Annotated in this window: 14 protein-coding genes; 7 read left to right on the forward strand and 7 right to left on the reverse strand. The window is 39.8% G+C overall.

Going from position 1 to position 16,379, the window contains the following annotated elements:
- Positions 1 to 158 precede the first annotated feature (158 nt).
- Positions 159 to 398 (forward strand): sulfurtransferase TusA, encoded by a 240-nt coding sequence (gene tusA / locus ACT3RM_RS13045; RefSeq protein WP_441834688.1) that lies wholly within the window; start codon positions 159 to 161, stop codon positions 396 to 398.
- Between the two features lie 6 nt (positions 399 to 404).
- On the opposite strand, the gene ACT3RM_RS13050 is transcribed toward tusA, so the two are convergent.
- From ACT3RM_RS13050 to dnaA, 7 genes are all read right to left on the reverse strand, one after another.
- A complete protein-coding gene (locus ACT3RM_RS13050; protein ID WP_441834687.1) occupies positions 405 to 854 on the reverse strand; it encodes a hypothetical protein in 450 nt (149 codons plus the stop codon).
- A gap of 91 nt (positions 855 to 945) precedes the next feature.
- Positions 946 to 3,015, reverse strand: a complete 2,070-nt coding sequence (gene glyS / locus ACT3RM_RS13055) for a glycine--tRNA ligase subunit beta (RefSeq protein WP_441834686.1) — start codon at positions 3,013 to 3,015, stop codon at positions 946 to 948.
- A gap of 2 nt (positions 3,016 to 3,017) precedes the next feature.
- Positions 3,018 to 3,917: a glycine--tRNA ligase subunit alpha gene (gene glyQ / locus ACT3RM_RS13060; protein WP_441834685.1), complete on the reverse strand. Its 900-nt coding sequence runs from the start codon at positions 3,915 to 3,917 to the stop codon at positions 3,018 to 3,020.
- Between the two features lie 141 nt (positions 3,918 to 4,058).
- The gene (gyrB, locus tag ACT3RM_RS13065) at positions 4,059 to 6,485 is read right to left on the reverse strand and encodes a DNA topoisomerase (ATP-hydrolyzing) subunit B (protein ID WP_441834684.1); all 2,427 of its coding nucleotides are present in this window, start codon (positions 6,483 to 6,485) and stop codon (positions 4,059 to 4,061) included.
- Positions 6,486 to 6,497: 12 nt separating this feature from the next.
- Positions 6,498 to 7,592, reverse strand: coding sequence for a DNA replication/repair protein RecF (gene recF / locus ACT3RM_RS13070; protein WP_441834683.1), 1,095 nt, complete (start codon positions 7,590 to 7,592; stop codon positions 6,498 to 6,500).
- Positions 7,593 to 7,598: 6 nt separating this feature from the next.
- Positions 7,599 to 8,702, reverse strand: coding sequence for a DNA polymerase III subunit beta (dnaN, locus tag ACT3RM_RS13075; RefSeq protein ID WP_441834682.1), 1,104 nt, complete (start codon positions 8,700 to 8,702; stop codon positions 7,599 to 7,601).
- Positions 8,703 to 8,715: 13 nt separating this feature from the next.
- Positions 8,716 to 10,116 carry a chromosomal replication initiator protein DnaA gene (gene dnaA, locus ACT3RM_RS13080; RefSeq protein ID WP_441834681.1) on the reverse strand — a complete coding sequence of 467 codons (1,401 nt, stop codon included), beginning with the start codon at positions 10,114 to 10,116 and terminating at the stop codon, positions 8,716 to 8,718.
- A 530-nt stretch (positions 10,117 to 10,646) separates the two neighbouring features.
- On the opposite strand from dnaA, the gene rpmH reads away from it, so the two are divergent.
- The 6 genes from rpmH (at position 10,647) to ACT3RM_RS13110 (ending at position 16,124) form a co-directional block, all read left to right on the forward strand.
- Positions 10,647 to 10,781, forward strand: a complete 135-nt coding sequence (rpmH, locus tag ACT3RM_RS13085; RefSeq protein ID WP_004335215.1) for a 50S ribosomal protein L34 — start codon at positions 10,647 to 10,649, stop codon at positions 10,779 to 10,781.
- Between the two features lie 7 nt (positions 10,782 to 10,788).
- Positions 10,789 to 11,214: a ribonuclease P protein component gene (gene rnpA / locus ACT3RM_RS13090; RefSeq protein WP_441834680.1), complete on the forward strand. Its 426-nt coding sequence runs from the start codon at positions 10,789 to 10,791 to the stop codon at positions 11,212 to 11,214.
- Between the two features lie 126 nt (positions 11,215 to 11,340).
- The gene (yidD, locus tag ACT3RM_RS13095) at positions 11,341 to 11,613 is read left to right on the forward strand and encodes a membrane protein insertion efficiency factor YidD (protein ID WP_441834679.1); all 273 of its coding nucleotides are present in this window, start codon (positions 11,341 to 11,343) and stop codon (positions 11,611 to 11,613) included.
- Between the two features lie 8 nt (positions 11,614 to 11,621).
- Complete coding sequence (gene yidC, locus ACT3RM_RS13100; RefSeq protein WP_441834678.1) at positions 11,622 to 13,253, forward strand: membrane protein insertase YidC; 1,632 nt, start codon at positions 11,622 to 11,624, stop codon at positions 13,251 to 13,253.
- A gap of 157 nt (positions 13,254 to 13,410) precedes the next feature.
- Positions 13,411 to 14,775, forward strand: a complete 1,365-nt coding sequence (gene mnmE / locus ACT3RM_RS13105) for a tRNA uridine-5-carboxymethylaminomethyl(34) synthesis GTPase MnmE (protein ID WP_441834677.1) — start codon at positions 13,411 to 13,413, stop codon at positions 14,773 to 14,775.
- Positions 14,776 to 14,945: 170 nt separating this feature from the next.
- Positions 14,946 to 16,124 (forward strand): site-specific integrase, encoded by a 1,179-nt coding sequence (locus tag ACT3RM_RS13110; RefSeq protein ID WP_441995047.1) that lies wholly within the window; start codon positions 14,946 to 14,948, stop codon positions 16,122 to 16,124.
- Positions 16,125 to 16,379: the final 255 nt, after the last annotated feature.

The raw sequence follows: 16,379 nt of genomic DNA on the forward strand, positions 1-16,379 counted from the left end.
GATTTAATCAGCGCGGCTTTTTTATTATTCTTGTTACAACTAAGCTGGTGGCTTGATATGCATCATTAAAGTGACTTTATTTATCGCGTCGAGGTGGTTAAACTAGCAGCCTTAAATTCACCATTAAATGCGACCACATAATCTAAGGTAAATCAGCCATGAGTTTTGATAACCCCGATCACCAATTAGATGCTATTGGCCTACGTTGCCCAGAGCCTGTTATGATGATCAGAAGTGCGGTACGTAAAATGGAAAATGGCGAAACACTGTTAATTACAGCCGACGATCCATCTACCACTCGCGATATCCCCAGCTTTTGCACCTTTATGGATCACACTCTCATAGCAAAAAAAATCGAACAGGCGCCCTACCTATACTTAGTAAAGAAAGGTTTATAAAAGCGCTCACTTCTTCGTTATAGTTACTTTTGGCTGATCGAAATTGCGATAATCAATGCTGACTATATAACTGCCTTTGATTGCTGGGGTGAAGCTGAAGTAGTTATAGATGGTGTTACAGTCGGCAGTCACAGGTTGGCCTAAAGCTAATGTTTGCCCAGCTGGATCAAGTTCACTATAACCGCAATTGTAACCTTCGCTAAAATCGACATCGGCAATTTTAAACTCGTACACTTTACCTGGTGTTGAGAACTTTACATTAGCTTGATAAATCGCTGGGCCAACTTGCTCAAATTGATACTGCGGCTCTGCATCCCACAAAGTAAAGTCGCCACGTAAGTACATGACTTTATCAAGCTCTTGGCTTGATAGCACACCACTCATATCAGGCATTTGGATTTGGCTAGAACAAGCTGTCAATAAGCTAACCACTGCCAATGTTAGAATACGTTTCATAAATTAACCTCTTATACTAAAAAGCCAGCATACCTGCTGGCTTTTTAAGTTAAGCTGAACTTAATACCAATTAGACTAAATACAATAGGTATTATTTCTGTAGTACAGAAATATCAGCAATATCTAAAAATAACCCACTCAGTTGACTTAGTAACGCTAGGCGATTTTGCTTAACGGCATCGTCGTCAGCCATCACCATGACGTTGTCAAAAAAGTTATCAACACTTTCGCGAATACCCGCAAGCTGCGTTAGAGCTTGCTGATAATCACCACTTTCATAAAGAGGAGCAAGCTCGGTGGCAAATTTAGCCACATGCGAGGCTAATAGCTTTTCTGCATCGTCACTTAATAAGCTCTGATCAATATCACCTTGCTCAGTAATGTCATTTTTAGCCAATATATTACTTACACGTTTATTAGCTGCTGCAAGCGCTTCTGCAGCATCTAATGTACGAAAGTGACTTACAGCTTTAACGCGGCGGTCAAAATCAACAGGTTTAGTAGGACGACGTGAAAGTACGGCTTGAATTACATCAACCTTAAGGCCTTCATCTTGATACCAAGCACGAAAGCGCCCTAACATAAATTCAAAAACATCGGCTGATACATTTAGGTTAGTTAGCTTTTCGCCAAACAAAGTTTGTGATTTTGCTACTAGGTCTAAAATATCCAGTGGTAACTCTTTTTCAACCATGATGCGTAATGCACCAATCGCGGCGCGGCGTAGAGCAAATGGGTCTTTGTCGCCTTTAGGGGCTTGGCCAATACCAAAAATCCCCACTAAGGTATCAAACTTATCAGCAATCGCGACTGCGCAGCTGATCAAGTTTGTTGGTAGGTTATCGCCTGCAAAACGTGGCATATATTGCTCATTTTGTGCCAGCGCTACATCTTCTGCTTCACCATCATGGCGAGCATAATGCATTCCCATCACACCCTGAATGTCAGTAAACTCCATAACCATTTCGGTCATTAGATCTGTTTTACTTAACAGGCCTGCGCGTTTGGCAAGTTCAGTATCAGCGCCAAGTTGCTCTGCAATATAGCCAGCAAGCTCACTAATGCGCTCAGATTTATCTTTAAGTGTACCTAGTTGCTTTTGAAACAGTACACTGTCGAGTGATTCTAAGCGGCTTTCAAGGGTTTTCTTTTTGTCTGCTTCAAAGAAGAATTGCGCATCAGCTAACCGTGGGCGTACTACTTTTTCGTTACCGGCAATAACGACACTTGGGTCTTTACTTTCAATGTTAGAAACAAATAGGAACTTATTAAGTAACTTGCCATTTTGATCAAGTAGCGGGAAATATTTTTGATCGTCTTTCATGGTGTAAATTAGCGCTTCAGCGGGTACATCTAAAAACGCTTCTTCAAACGTGGCCGTTAAAGTAACTGGCCATTCAACCAATGAAGTTACTTCTTCAAGTAAATCTTCATCCATGGCAATTTGTGCGTTCACCGCTTGTGCAGCAGCTTCAATTTGCTCACGTATTTTCGCTTTACGCTGCTCGTAATCAGCAACAACATGAGCCGATTTAAGTACTTCAAACACATCATCAGCATGGTTAATACTGATCTTTTCTGGGTGATGAAAGCGATGGCCTTGTAGTTGATTACTTACCGCTTTGCCTAACACCTCACCTTCAATTAACTGATCGCCAAATAAAATAGTGGCTGTATGCACAGGGCGAATAAATTGCGTTTTATTCGCACCCCAACGCATCGGTTTAGGAATAGGTAATTTAGCAAGCGCTTTATTAACTACATCGGTCATCAATGCTGTGGTGTCTTTACCCGCCACTTTAGCGATATGTAATAACCACGCGCCTTTATCTGTTTCAAGCGTTTGTGCTTCACTAACGTCTATACCGCAACCTCGAGCCCACCCCATTGCAGCTTTAGTTGGGTTGCCGTCTGCGTCAAATGCAGCTTTAGTTGCTGGGCCGCGCTTTTCAACTTCTTTATCGCCTTGTTTTGCTTCAAGTGCGGTAACTTGTAAACCTAAACGACGAGGTGATGCATACCAGCTTACCCCTTGATGAGCCAGCTCTAGACTTGCAAGTTCTGCGGTTAAATTAGCGGCAAATGCTTCGGCTAATTTACGCAGCGATTTGGGTGGCAACTCTTCGGTGCCAATTTCTACTAATAAATTTTGTGCTGACATGCTTAATCCTTACAAAGCGGAAAACCGAGCGCTTCACGTGCATCATAATAACTTTGTGCACATGCTTTAGATAACGCACGAACACGTAAAATATAACGCTGGCGTTCTGTCACTGAAATAGCGTGACGAGCATCAAGTAAATTAAACGCATGTGATGCCTTCATTACTTGTTCATAGGCCGGAAGCGGTAAATTGGCTTCAATCAGTTTTTGGCTTTGATTTTCACAATCATCAAACTGCTTAAAAAACACATCAACATTGGCATGTTCAAAGTTATAAGTTGATTGTTCAACTTCATTTTGATGAAAGACGTCACCGTAAGTAACACGTCCCATTGGACCATCTGCCCACACTAGGTCGTATATACTATCAACGCCTTGAATATACATAGCTAGGCGCTCTAAACCGTAAGTAATTTCACCAGTGACTGGTGAGCACTCAAGACCGCCCACTTGTTGAAAGTAGGTAAACTGAGTTACTTCCATACCGTTTAACCAAATTTCCCAACCCAGACCCCAAGCACCTAGCGTAGGCGATTCCCAGTTATCTTCAACAAAGCGCACTTCGTCAGTGAGAGTATCAATACCGACAGCGGCTAAAGAGCCTAAGTAAAGCTCTTGAATATTATCTGGAGAAGGCTTTAACACGACTTGGAATTGATAATAATGCTGTAAACGGTTTGGGTTTTCACCATAACGACCATCCGTTGGACGCCGACACGGCTGTACATAGGCGCTCGACATTGGTTCTGGGCCAATCGATTTTAAAAAAGTTAATGGATGAAATGTCCCTGCTCCCACTTCCATATCCAGTGGTTGAGCAATAACACAGCCTTGCTGTGCCCAATAGTCCTGTAAAGCCAGGATCAAACCTTGAAAGGTTTTAACGTCATATTTTTGCATATTTGGCTTATAGTCTGGTGCGTTTAGTCTAAAAATTGCTTTCAGTATACCTTGTGTGCAGTAAGGTTTTAAGCAGTTTGTGCAATTGCAGGCAATAAAAAAGGAGCCTTAGGCTCCTTTTAAAATAAATGCTGTAATTTATTAAACGTCTAGATTCACAACACGTAGCGCGTTAGTTTCAATAAACTCACGACGCGGCTCAACTTGGTCACCCATTAAGGTGGCAAACAATTGGTCAGCGGCAACAGCATCTTCAATTGTTACCTTAAGCATGCGACGCGCTGACGGGTCCATAGTAGTTTCCCATAGCTGACTTGGGTTCATTTCACCCAACCCTTTATAGCGTTGTATGTAAAGCCCACGCTTAGATTCTGCGATAAGCCATTCTAAAGCATCCACAAAGTTATCAACAGCTAATGTTTTCTCTCCACGCTGTACATAAGCACCTTCTTTTAGGATGTTAGCTATGTTAACACCCGTAGCCGCTATACGTTTGTAATCACGAGAGGTAATAAAGTCATGGTTAAGTATATGCGCTTTATCCACACCGTGCTGTCGGATATTCACAACCGGATAATACAAGTTACGCTCGCTGTCATACTCTGTACCAGCATGGAAAATAGTCGCATCTTCATCACGAGCAACTAAGTCATCAACCAACTCTTTAGTCCATGCAATTACTTTTTCTTCATCAGCTAAATCCGCTTCCGTTAGCTCGCTTTGATAAATTAAGCGTTCCATTACAGAGTTAGGGTATTTACGTTTTAAGCGTTCGATAACTTTAACTGTATTTTGGTAATCGTGTACTACACTTTCAAGCGCTTCACCTTCCATTGCTGAAGCATCAGCACTGGTGTATAACGCAGCATTATTTAATGCTAGTGAAGTTAGATAATCGACAAGTGCAGGGTCATCTTTAATATAACGTTCCTGCTTACCTTTTTTTACTTTATAAAGCGGTGGCTGTGCAATATAAATATAGCCACGTTCAACAATCTCAGGCATTTGACGATAAAAGAAAGTCAATAATAGCGTACGAATATGAGAGCCATCCACGTCGGCATCAGTCATGATGATAATACGGTGGTAACGCAGTTTTTCTGGATTATATTCATCTCGGCCAATACCACAACCTAATGCAGTGATAAGAGTCGCAACTTCTTGTGAAGAAAGCATTTTATCAAACCGTGCTTTTTCAACGTTAAGAATTTTACCTTTGAGTGGCAAGATAGCTTGGTTTTTACGATTACGACCCTGCTTGGCTGAACCGCCAGCTGAGTCACCCTCCACTATATATAATTCAGATTGGGCTGGGTCTTTTTCTTGGCAATCAGCTAACTTACCAGGTAGCCCTGCTAAGTCCATAGCCCCTTTACGGCGTGTCATTTCACGCGCTTTACGAGCTGCTTCTCTAGCACGTGAAGCATCAATTATTTTACCAACAACTATTTTGGCATCCATTGGGTGTTCTAGCAAAAACTCAGAAAACTTCTCAGCCATTGCTTGTTCAACCGCCGATTTAACTTCACTTGAAACAAGCTTGTCTTTTGTTTGTGATGAGAATTTAGGATCAGGAACTTTAACACTCACAACCGCAGTTAAGCCTTCGCGTGCATCGTCGCCTGTTGCATTACTGGTTGTTTTTGCTTTTTTGTTAAAGCCTTCTTTTTCCATATAGCTATTTAGCGTACGTGTTAACGCAGATCTAAAACCAGCTAAGTGAGTACCGCCATCGCGTTGTGGAATATTATTAGTGAAACAGTAGATATTTTCTTGGTATGCATCATTCCACTGCATTGATACTTCAACGCTAATCCCATCTTCTTCACGTTCGTGAGTAAAATGAAATACCCCTTTATGAATAGGTGTTTTGTTACGATTTAAGTATTCGACAAACGCTTGAATGCCACCAATATATTTGAAGTGGTCAGTTTTATTTTCTTCACGTTCATCATTTAGAATAATACTCACACCTGAATTCAGGAATGATAATTCACGTAAACGTTTAGCCAAAATATCGTAATGGAAGTCTAAGTTAGTAAAGGTTTCATCACTTGGCCAAAAACGTAACTCGGTTCCTGTTGTATCAGACTCACCTATTTCAGCTAAAGGTGCATCGGGTACACCCATACTATAGCTTTGTTGATATAGTTTACCTTGGCGACGGATAGTTAGCTTGAGCTTTTCAGAAAGTGCATTTACTACCGAAACACCAACACCATGAAGACCACCCGATACTTTATAAGAGTTATCGTCAAACTTACCACCAGCGTGAAGTACTGTCATAATAACTTCGGCAGCTGAAACACCTTCTTCTTCATGGATTGAGGTAGGAATACCACGACCATTATCTCGAACAGAGACAGAACCATCTAAGTGAATAGTTACAAAGATATCATCGCAATGGCCAGCTAAAGCTTCATCGATTGAGTTATCAACGACCTCAAACACCATGTGGTGCAAGCCTGTGCCATCATCAGTGTCGCCTATATACATTCCTGGACGCTTTCTTACTGCGTCTAATCCTTTAAGTACTTTAATGCTCGACGAATCGTAATTCTCAGACATGGTTAATCCTACTTATCTTGTTATTAGGTTGCCATGTTTCACGTGGAACATTTGCAACTCTCGTTGCATGGGTTCCACCACAGCAGAAATACTTTCAGTTAAAATAGAAGATATAAATAACTGAGAACGGGAGTGAGCTAAAAGCTGACCTACTTTCTCTTTTGTATCTTCACCTAACTCTGAAGGTAAATCATCTATTAGCAATATAGATTGCTTTTCTGTTTCTGACTCAATTAAGCTATTTTGCGTTACTTTTAACGCATACAACAGTAACTTCAATTGACCGCGTGAAAACGTATTTTCGACACTGTTGCCAGAAACACTAAAACTAAAATCTGCTTTATGTGGGCCTTTACTGGTAAAGCCTTGCCGTGCATCACGGTCAAAGCTTTGCTCTAAGCTGTTGGCTAATGAATCACCGTCTTTCCAGCCCGCATAAAAATTAATTTCTAAATCGCTTATAAGCGCTAAGTCTGCACACATTTTATCAAAAAACTGCTGCTTAAACCTACTTATATACGCAATTCTTAAACTATTTATTTGTTCTGATAGTCTAACAAATTCTTTATCCCAAAACTTTATTTGCTCGAAATAATTACGAGGTTTAGTTTTTAACAACGCATTACGTTGCTTGAGGACTTTATTGAACGATTGCCACAAAAAGAAAAAGTCATGTTCCACGTGGAACAATCCTAAATCTAAAAATTTACGACGCTCTTTAGGCCCACCAAAAAATAACGAATAGCTTTCTGGTGTAATAACTTGCACCGGCATTAATTGTGCTAGCTCAGAAATACGTCGGCATGCTTTACCTTGAATTTTTAAATTTGTTTCACCGGATACACATTTACTGATACCGATCGGAACCGATAAATCATGCAGTACCTTGCGGCCATGAATAGTAAATTTATCATGTTGATGCGCTATAATGCTTTTGTGCTTAGCAGTTCGAAAAGACTTGCCATGAGAAAGGTAATAAATGGCTTCGAGTAAACTGGTTTTGCCACAGCCGTTATCACCATATATAACATTGACGCCGTTGATTGGTTCTAGCGTCAAAGCCTCAATATTTCTAAAATTATTGAGGCTTAAATGACTTAAACTCATAGTATCTTATAGGCGCATTGGCATAACAACGTACATGGCTTCTTCGTCACCACCACCTTCTATTAGCGCACTACTATTTGAATCGGCAAGCGTAAATAATACATCTTCAGTTTTGAGTGTGTTTAATACATCGAGTACGTAGGAAACATTAAAGCCAATTTCTAAATCGTCACCTTGGTACATTACTTCAACTACTTCTTCGGCTTGTTCTTGTTCAGGATTGTTGGCTGTTATTTTCAATAACCCTTCAGACAAGTCTAAGCGCACACCACGAAACTTTTCGTTAGATAAAATAGAAACACGTTGAAAAGCGCTACGTAACCACTCTCTGTTTGCGGTAATAACTTTGTCGCCACCACGAGGTAATACGCGGCGATAGTCAGGAAAACGACCATCAACCAACTTACTGGTAAAAGTAAATTCTACATCAATAATACGAATATGATTAGCACCAAATTGAATGGTTACGAGCTCATCGTCAGCCACCATTAAACGCATGATTTCTTGCACGCCTTTACGTGGAATAATAAGTTGGCGCTGAGTATTTAATGATTGCGGTAATTCTTTTTGTGCAATCGCAAGGCGATGTCCATCGGTAGCCACTGTTTTTATATCAGCATTATCAACTTCAAACGACATACCATTTAAGTAATAACGAACATCTTGGTTCGCCATAGAAAAATGAGTACTTTCTAAAAGTTTACGTAACTCTAAGCGAGTTAATTGAAACTCGACTTCGCCATCCCACTCTTCAAGATTAGGAAAGTCAGCTGCGGCCAAAGTAGTTAATGAAAAACGACTTTTACCACTGGTTAATAATAACTGATGATCTTGACTGGTGAGCGTTAGCTCTGAGCCATCAGGCAGGCTTTTACAAATATCGAGCAGTTTTTTGGCTGGTAATGTCAGTTTAGTATCATCAACATCATCCCCTACAAAAACACTGGCAACCAGCTCTATTTCGAGATCGGTTCCAGTCATTGAGAGCTGCCCGTTTTCAACTTCTAACAATACGTTAGATAAAATAGGCAAAGTATGTTTGCGCTCAATAGCACCCGATACTTGCACTAAAGGTTTTAAAAATTGATCTCTTGATATTGTTATTTGCATAATAAAGTCAGCCCTAAGATGACAATGTTCTTATTAGGTTTTGGTAATCTTCTTTCACTTCGTGACTCTCATCACGCAGTGATTTAACTTTTCGACAAGCGTGCAATACAGTGGTGTGGTCACGTCCACCAAAAGCATCGCCAATCTCTGGTAAGCTATGGTTAGTCAACTCTTTAGATAATGCCATAGCAACTTGGCGTGGCCTTGCTATAGAGCGACTGCGGCGCTTAGAAAGTAAGTCTGACACACGAATTCGATAATATTCAGCTACGGTACGTTGGATATTATCAATGGTGACTAACTTGTCTTGCAATGCCAGTAAATCACGTAGCGCTTCTTTTACAAAATCAATAGATATTGGACGACCTGTAAAGTTAGCGTTAGCAATTACACGGTTGAGCGCACCTTCTAATTCACGTACATTTGAACGTAATTTTTTGGCAATAAAAAAGGCCACTTCGTGCGGTAAATTAATTTTACTTTGCTGGGCTTTCTTCATCAAGATGGCGACGCGCGTTTCAAGCTCTGGCGGCTCAATAGCGATAGTTAATCCCCAACCAAACCGCGACTTAAGGCGGTCTTCTACCCCTTTAATTTCTTTAGGGTAGCGATCAGAAGTTAATATAATTTGTTGGTTACCTTCAAGTAGTGCATTGAAAGTATGAAAAAACTCTTCTTGAGAACGTTCTTTATTAGCAAAAAATTGAATATCATCAATCATTAATGCATCAACACTACGGTAATAACGCTTAAACTCTTCAATCGCGTTATTCTGCAGCGCTTTTACCATATCTTGCACAAAGCGTTCTGAATGCATGTAAACTATTTTTGCATCAGGCTTATTTGCCATAATGCCATTGCCTACCGCATGTAATAAATGCGTTTTACCTAGACCTGTACCACCGTAAATAAATACCGGATTAAAGGCAGAGCCTGGATTATCAGCAACTTGGGTCGCCGCAGCTTTAGCTAACTGGTTCGATTTACCTTCAACAAAGCTATCAAAAGTATAATTTTCTTTAATATTGGATTTATACCCAGATTTAGGTGCTGGCTCAACTACAGGTTTGGCTTGTTTAACTGGTTGCTTGGCAGTAGCGGTAACTGACGGCACAGAACTGGTGTGCTCTGCTGCTACTGGAGAATTTACCATAGGCTGATTTAAAATAGGCTTGCTGCCCACATCAAAACGTAACTCTGGTGCTTCATCTTTACAAATTTCTACTAATAATTCGTTAATACGATTGAGATATTTTTCTCTAACCCAATCCAGTACAAAACGATTTGGTGCATAAATTGTTAGGGTGTCTTCGGTACTTTCTGCTTGTAGTGGTCTAACCCACATACTGAACTGCTGCGACGGCAGTTCATCTTGCAATACATATAAACAACTTTGCCAAACCGACAGATACACTATTAAACTCCCTAAGATTTAATTTATATTCCCGTTCATATTAAATGAAGGAAAATTATACATTTATGGCGTTCTAATAGACAATAAATTAGTCCTAGACCGAGTATTATGAAGGTACTTTATCCACAAGTACAAGGCTGATTTTAATGAAAACGATAATCCGTTCACTTAAAACTAATAACCAAATGATATATATAGAAATTTATTTTTAATCCGATTCCAGATCATAACAAATTAAGGCCTCGATCGCACACATAAGTTATGATCTAATTTACTTTTCCCAAGCTTTTATTCACTTTTTATACAGGGCCTGTGGAAAACTTCTTATTTATAAGGATCCTATCGGATCATATTTGGTTTTAATACTTAATGGTTGTACCTTCTTGGCTACATTAAGTAGTCTTTGCTATGTAATTATGATTGACAATTGTAGGCTTCATCTATAATATCTCGCGCTCGCAATGGCACCTGTGCCAGGATCGCGACCTGCATAGGATGTTTTAACCTTTAACCGATCGGATGGAATTGTTATGAAAAGAACTTTTCAACCTAGCGTTTTAAAACGCAAACGTGCACACGGCTTCCGTGCTCGCATGGCAACTGTAAATGGCCGTAAAGTATTAGCTCGTCGCCGCGCTAAAGGCCGTAAAGTTCTTTCTGCTTAATATATAAGTGGAAAACTTTAACTTTGGTAGGGAGTTACGTCTGTTAACTCCCTCGCACTACTCTCGTATTTTTAATGAACCAGCTCGGGCTGCGACTCCTTACTTTACCTTACTTGCTAAACCTAATGATCAAGCTAAACCTAGGTTAGGACTTACTGTCGCTAAAAAGCGCGTAAAAAAAGCTTGTCAACGTAACCGCATTAAACGCATCGCTCGCGAAAGTTTTCGTTTAAACCAGCACAAAATAGATAATATTGATATTGTGTTGATGGTTAAAAGTGGTATTGATGAACAATCAAATGCAGAGTTAACTAAACAGCTTAATAAATTGTGGCGAAAAATAGATGAACGCTGTAAACCGGGAGCACCAAAACCGCCCCCTTTTAAAAAACGCCCAAACAAATCAGCTAAATCCAACAAACAAGCCCGATAGCAATAGAATTACATAGCTAATTAGGGTATCTTTAGCTCACCTTTTAATCATGCATTTAAAATCGCAAATAGTTATTTTAAATACATGGTGTTCATTGACTAACAATTACGTAGGGGCATAAATATCATGAGGTTACTTAAACCACTTGTAGCTTTTCCACGTTATTGTTTAGTGATGTTAATTCGCGGTTATCAAAAGTGGATTAGTCCATTATTAGGTCCGCATTGTCGTTTTAATCCAACCTGCTCCAGTTATGCAATTAAAGCAATTAATTCGCATGGATTGTTAAAAGGGAGTTGGTTAGCGCTCAAACGCATATTAAAATGTCACCCGTTACATTCAGGCGGAGATGATCCCGTACCTGGAAAAACTCATATTAACCACCAACACGAGAAATAAGAGCTGTTATGGAATCGCAACGCACGTTTTTATTAATCGGTTTGATGCTTGTATCATTTTTACTTTTTCAAGAGTGGAATGAAGATTACAACGCACCAAAAGCCGATCCTAGTGCCATCACACAAAGCGCACAAGCAAACACACCTGAGTCGGACGATTATGTTCCTAGCTCAAGCGAAGGTGGTTTGCCAGCAGCAACCACTGCTAAGCGCTCAGTTATTGATATTACTACCGATGTATTTACTGTAAAAATTGATACTCGCGGTGGTGACATTGTTGAAACTGACCTACTCAAATACGAAGAAACTAAAGGCAGTGAAACACCTTATATGCTGCTAGGTGAGTTTGATGGTAAGCAGTATTTTTCACAAAGTGGCTTAATTGGTTTAAATGGCCCAGATGCATCTGCAGATGGTCGTCCTGTCTATAAAACAGAACAAAAAGCCTATACCTTAAATGGCGATGAACTACGCGTACCATTACAATTTACTAATAGTGATGGGGTTACTTTTACTAAAACTTATGTATTCAAAAAAGGCCAATATGATGTTGCCTTAGAATACACAGTAAACAACACCACCGCCGCGCCAATTCAAGTACAGCTTTACACACAGGTTAAGCGCACCGTACAAGAAAAAGGCAGCTTAGTTGATCAAAACTATTTAGGGGCTGCTTACGGCTCTGCTGAAGAAAAGTATGAAAAATATAGCTTTTCAGACATGACTGATAAAAACCTAAGTATTAATACTCAAGGTGGCTATATTGCCTTCATTCAGCACTACTTTGTTAGTGCATGGGTACCTAATCAAGACGAGCAAAATACCCTTTACAGCCTAATTGCTAAAGGTAATGCTGCTATTATAGGTGTAAAAGGTGAACCGGTAAATATTCAAGCTAACCAACAAGAAACTATTGGCGCTACCTACTACATGGGTCCGAAAGAATCCGATTCACTTGAAGCAATTCATCCAAATTTAGACCTAACTGTAGATTACGGCTGGCTATGGTTTATATCACAACCACTATTTGTACTATTAAAATGGCTACACAGTATTTTAGGTAACTGGGGTCTAGCAATTATTGCTATTACCATTATTGTTAAGTCATTAATGTACCCACTTACTAAAGCACAATATACGTCAATGGCTAAAATGCGTGCCTTACAGCCTAAAATGGCAGCTCTTAAAGAAAAGTTTGGTAATGACCGTCAAAAATTCGGTCAAGCAACCATGGAAATGTATCGCAAAGAGAAAGTAAACCCGATGGGTGGCTGTTTCCCTCTACTGCTACAAATGCCAATTTTCTTAGCTCTGTTTTATGTATTCTTAGAATCAACAGAACTACGTCATGCTGAGTTTTTCTTATGGTTAACTGACTTATCAGCAAAAGACCCATATTACATACTACCAATATTATTTGGTGCCAGTATGTTTATTACTCAAAAGCTACAACCTATGACGGTAACCGATCCAATGCAGCAAAAAATGATGACCTTCATGCCGGTTATCTTCTCTGTATTCTTCTTATGGTTCCCATCTGGCCTAGTACTTTACTGGTTAGTATCTAACCTTATCTCTATCGCACAAATGCTTTTCATTTATCGCGGTATGGAAAAAAAAGGAATAAAAGTAAGGGGCTAATTGCACCTACTTAAACAAAGGCGGCTTAGGTCGCCTTTTTTATTGCCTGCTTTTAATCTTCCTATTCACAAAAATATAGCCAAGCTATTCGCTACATATAAAGCCATAGGTTACAATACGCACATTATGTTATTCATCAAAATGGCAAGTTATTAGTATGATCAATCAAGACACCATAGCAGCACAAGCGACTCCTCCCGGACGTGGCGGCGTAGGTATTATTCGCGTTTCAGGTAGCCTTGCTAAAACTGTTGCCGAAAAAATAATTGGTCGCTGCCCTAAGACTCGTTATGCCGATTATGTGCCATTTAAAAGTTTATCTGGTGAGCAACTTGATCAAGGCATAGCCCTGTTTTTTGCAGGCCCAAACTCATTTACTGGTGAAGATGTACTAGAGCTACAAGGCCATGGCGGCCCAGTGGTGCTTGATATGCTGCTAAAAGAAATGAGCCAAATTGAGGGTGTACGATTAGCTAAACCGGGTGAGTTCTCAGAGCGCGCCTTTATGAATGACAAAATGGATTTAACCCAAGCAGAGGCCATTAGTGACTTAATTAATGCAACCTCAGAGCAAGCAGCCAAAAGCGCCTTACAATCACTACAAGGCGAGTTTTCAAAGCATATTGAAACCCTGGTTGAAAAAGTCATTCATTTACGTATGTATGTTGAAGCGGCAATTGACTTTCCTGATGAAGAAATCGATTTTTTATCTGACGGCAAAGTATCTGGTGATTTAAACGAGATTGTTAGCCAATTAAATATCGTTACCGACCAAGCAAAGCAAGGCAGCATAATGCGTGAAGGTATGCGTGTGGTAATTGCCGGGCGCCCTAACGCGGGTAAATCAAGCTTACTTAATGCTTTAGCAGGCCGTGAAGCGGCAATAGTGACCGAAATAGCCGGCACCACTCGTGATGTACTACGTGAGCATATTCATATTGATGGCATGCCACTGCATATTATAGATACCGCAGGCCTACGTGAAAGCCCTGATAAAGTAGAAAAAATTGGTATTGAGCGTGCATGGGCTGAAATCTGCCAAGCAGATCGTGTGCTATTTATGCTTGATGGTACCGATACTACAGCCAGTGACCCCCACACTATTTGGCCTGAGTTTATGGCGAAACTTCCTGAAGGGATGGGAGTCACTGTTATTAGAAATAAAGCCGATTTATCTGGCGATAAAGTGGGCATGGTTGATAACTCACAATACCCTGTTATTAATCTAAGTGCCAAAAATGCTGACGGTATAGAGTTAGTACGTAATCACTTAAAAACATGTATAGGCTTTCAAGGTGCAACTGAAGGTGGCTTTATGGCGCGCCGCCGTCATCTTGATGCCCTTGAAAACGCAGCCCATCATTTACATACGGGCAAAGACCAGCTGGAAATGAATATAGCGGGTGAAATACTTGCGGAAGAATTACGACTTACACAAAACTACCTAAATGAAATTACCGGCGAATTTAGTTCTGATGACTTACTCGGCAAAATATTTAGTTCATTCTGTATTGGAAAGTAATTACGCTAATTATATCAAAACAAATCAAACTAAATCATAATAAGCGTTTGATTTTAAATAAATTTAATTATAACTCTTATGATTTAATTTGAAGGGCTTTACCCTATCTTGCTCCGCATACGCTCCGAGGCTATAGTCTCGGAGCACACGGAGCACAAAAGGGTAAAAAAATGAAAATTAGCATTCAAAAACGTGAAGTTAATAAGCTGGGTCAACAAAGCCTTCGCCTAGTTTATTATCACGGTTCAAAAACGACTCACAATGGCAGTAGAGAGCAAAACCGCTCATACGAGCCTCTAAGTTTATTTGTCTATAAAAAGCCACGCCAAGCGATTGAGCGCCAGCATAATAAAGATATTATGCAAAGAGCTGAAGCCATTCGTGCAAAGAGACTACTGGAGTATGAATCTGGTAGGCATAACCTTAACGATACAACTAAGTTATCTGCTAGCTTTTTTGACTACTACGATGAATTAGTTGAGAGTAAATCTACAGGCAGTAAATCCAATTATTCTATTTGGATTTCAGCGCGCAACCATTTACATAACTACCACGCTAAGTCTGAGCTCACCTTTGAACAGGTAGACAAGCACTTTCTTGAAGGTTTTAAGTATTACCTACAACATCAGGCGCTAACAAAATCAAAAGCTAAGCTATCTAAAAATACAACCAGTACCTATTTTAATAAAATTAGAGCAGCTTTAAACAAAGCCTATAGAGACGGTATTATTCGCGACAACCCTGTAACGCTTGTAAGTTCAATAAAACCTGAAAATACACAAAGAGCCTACTTAACACTTGATGAGGTTAGAGGTTTAGCTAAAACAGAATGCCGTTACGAAGTTCTACGCAATGCATTTTTATTCTCATGTACTACAGGCCTTCGCTGGTCAGATATTAATAAACTGGTTTGGCAAGAAATAGAGGAGTTTGCAAATGGCCATTACCGGATTATATTTAAACAAAAGAAGCTGGAGAGTTCAGGTAACAGTTTACAGTATTTAGATCTCCCCGATTCTGCTGTTCAACTTCTTAACTTAAAAAATCGTGGCAAACCATACGAAAGAGTATTTACTGGGCTGAAATATAGTTCTTATACCAATGTAGCGTTAGCACAATGGGTCATGCGAGCAGGAATAACTAAAGACATTACTTTCCATGCAGCTAGGCATACTTTTGCTGTTAGTCAGCTATCTCTAGGTGTAGATATTTACTCATTATCACGGCTTTTAGGCCATAGTGAACTAAAAACTACAGAGATATATGCTGATATAATAGAGTCAAAACGCACCTCAGCCATGAGAAACTTTCCTGATATATTCAATGATGAAAACGTAAACTCACTCTAAAGTTAAAGGTTTTTTTACCCCCTATTCAACACTGGTACTCATCAACACAATATAAATTTTTGCATGAATTTAATAGATGAATATTCAGGGGATCGCCCTTCCCCTGAATATAAATAGTTTGATTATTAAATCATGGAGCCCTTCTATGATGTCTAACTAAGTGATTTGCTGCTTCTCTATCTATTTCTGTAGCAGAAGGGACACGGTTAGATTGTAACCAGTCGATAATATCAGTTCGTTTAAAAAACACACGGT

The organism is Pseudoalteromonas sp. AOP7-A1-14 (genome assembly GCF_052376275.1).
GTDB lineage: Bacteria > Pseudomonadota > Gammaproteobacteria > Enterobacterales > Alteromonadaceae > Pseudoalteromonas.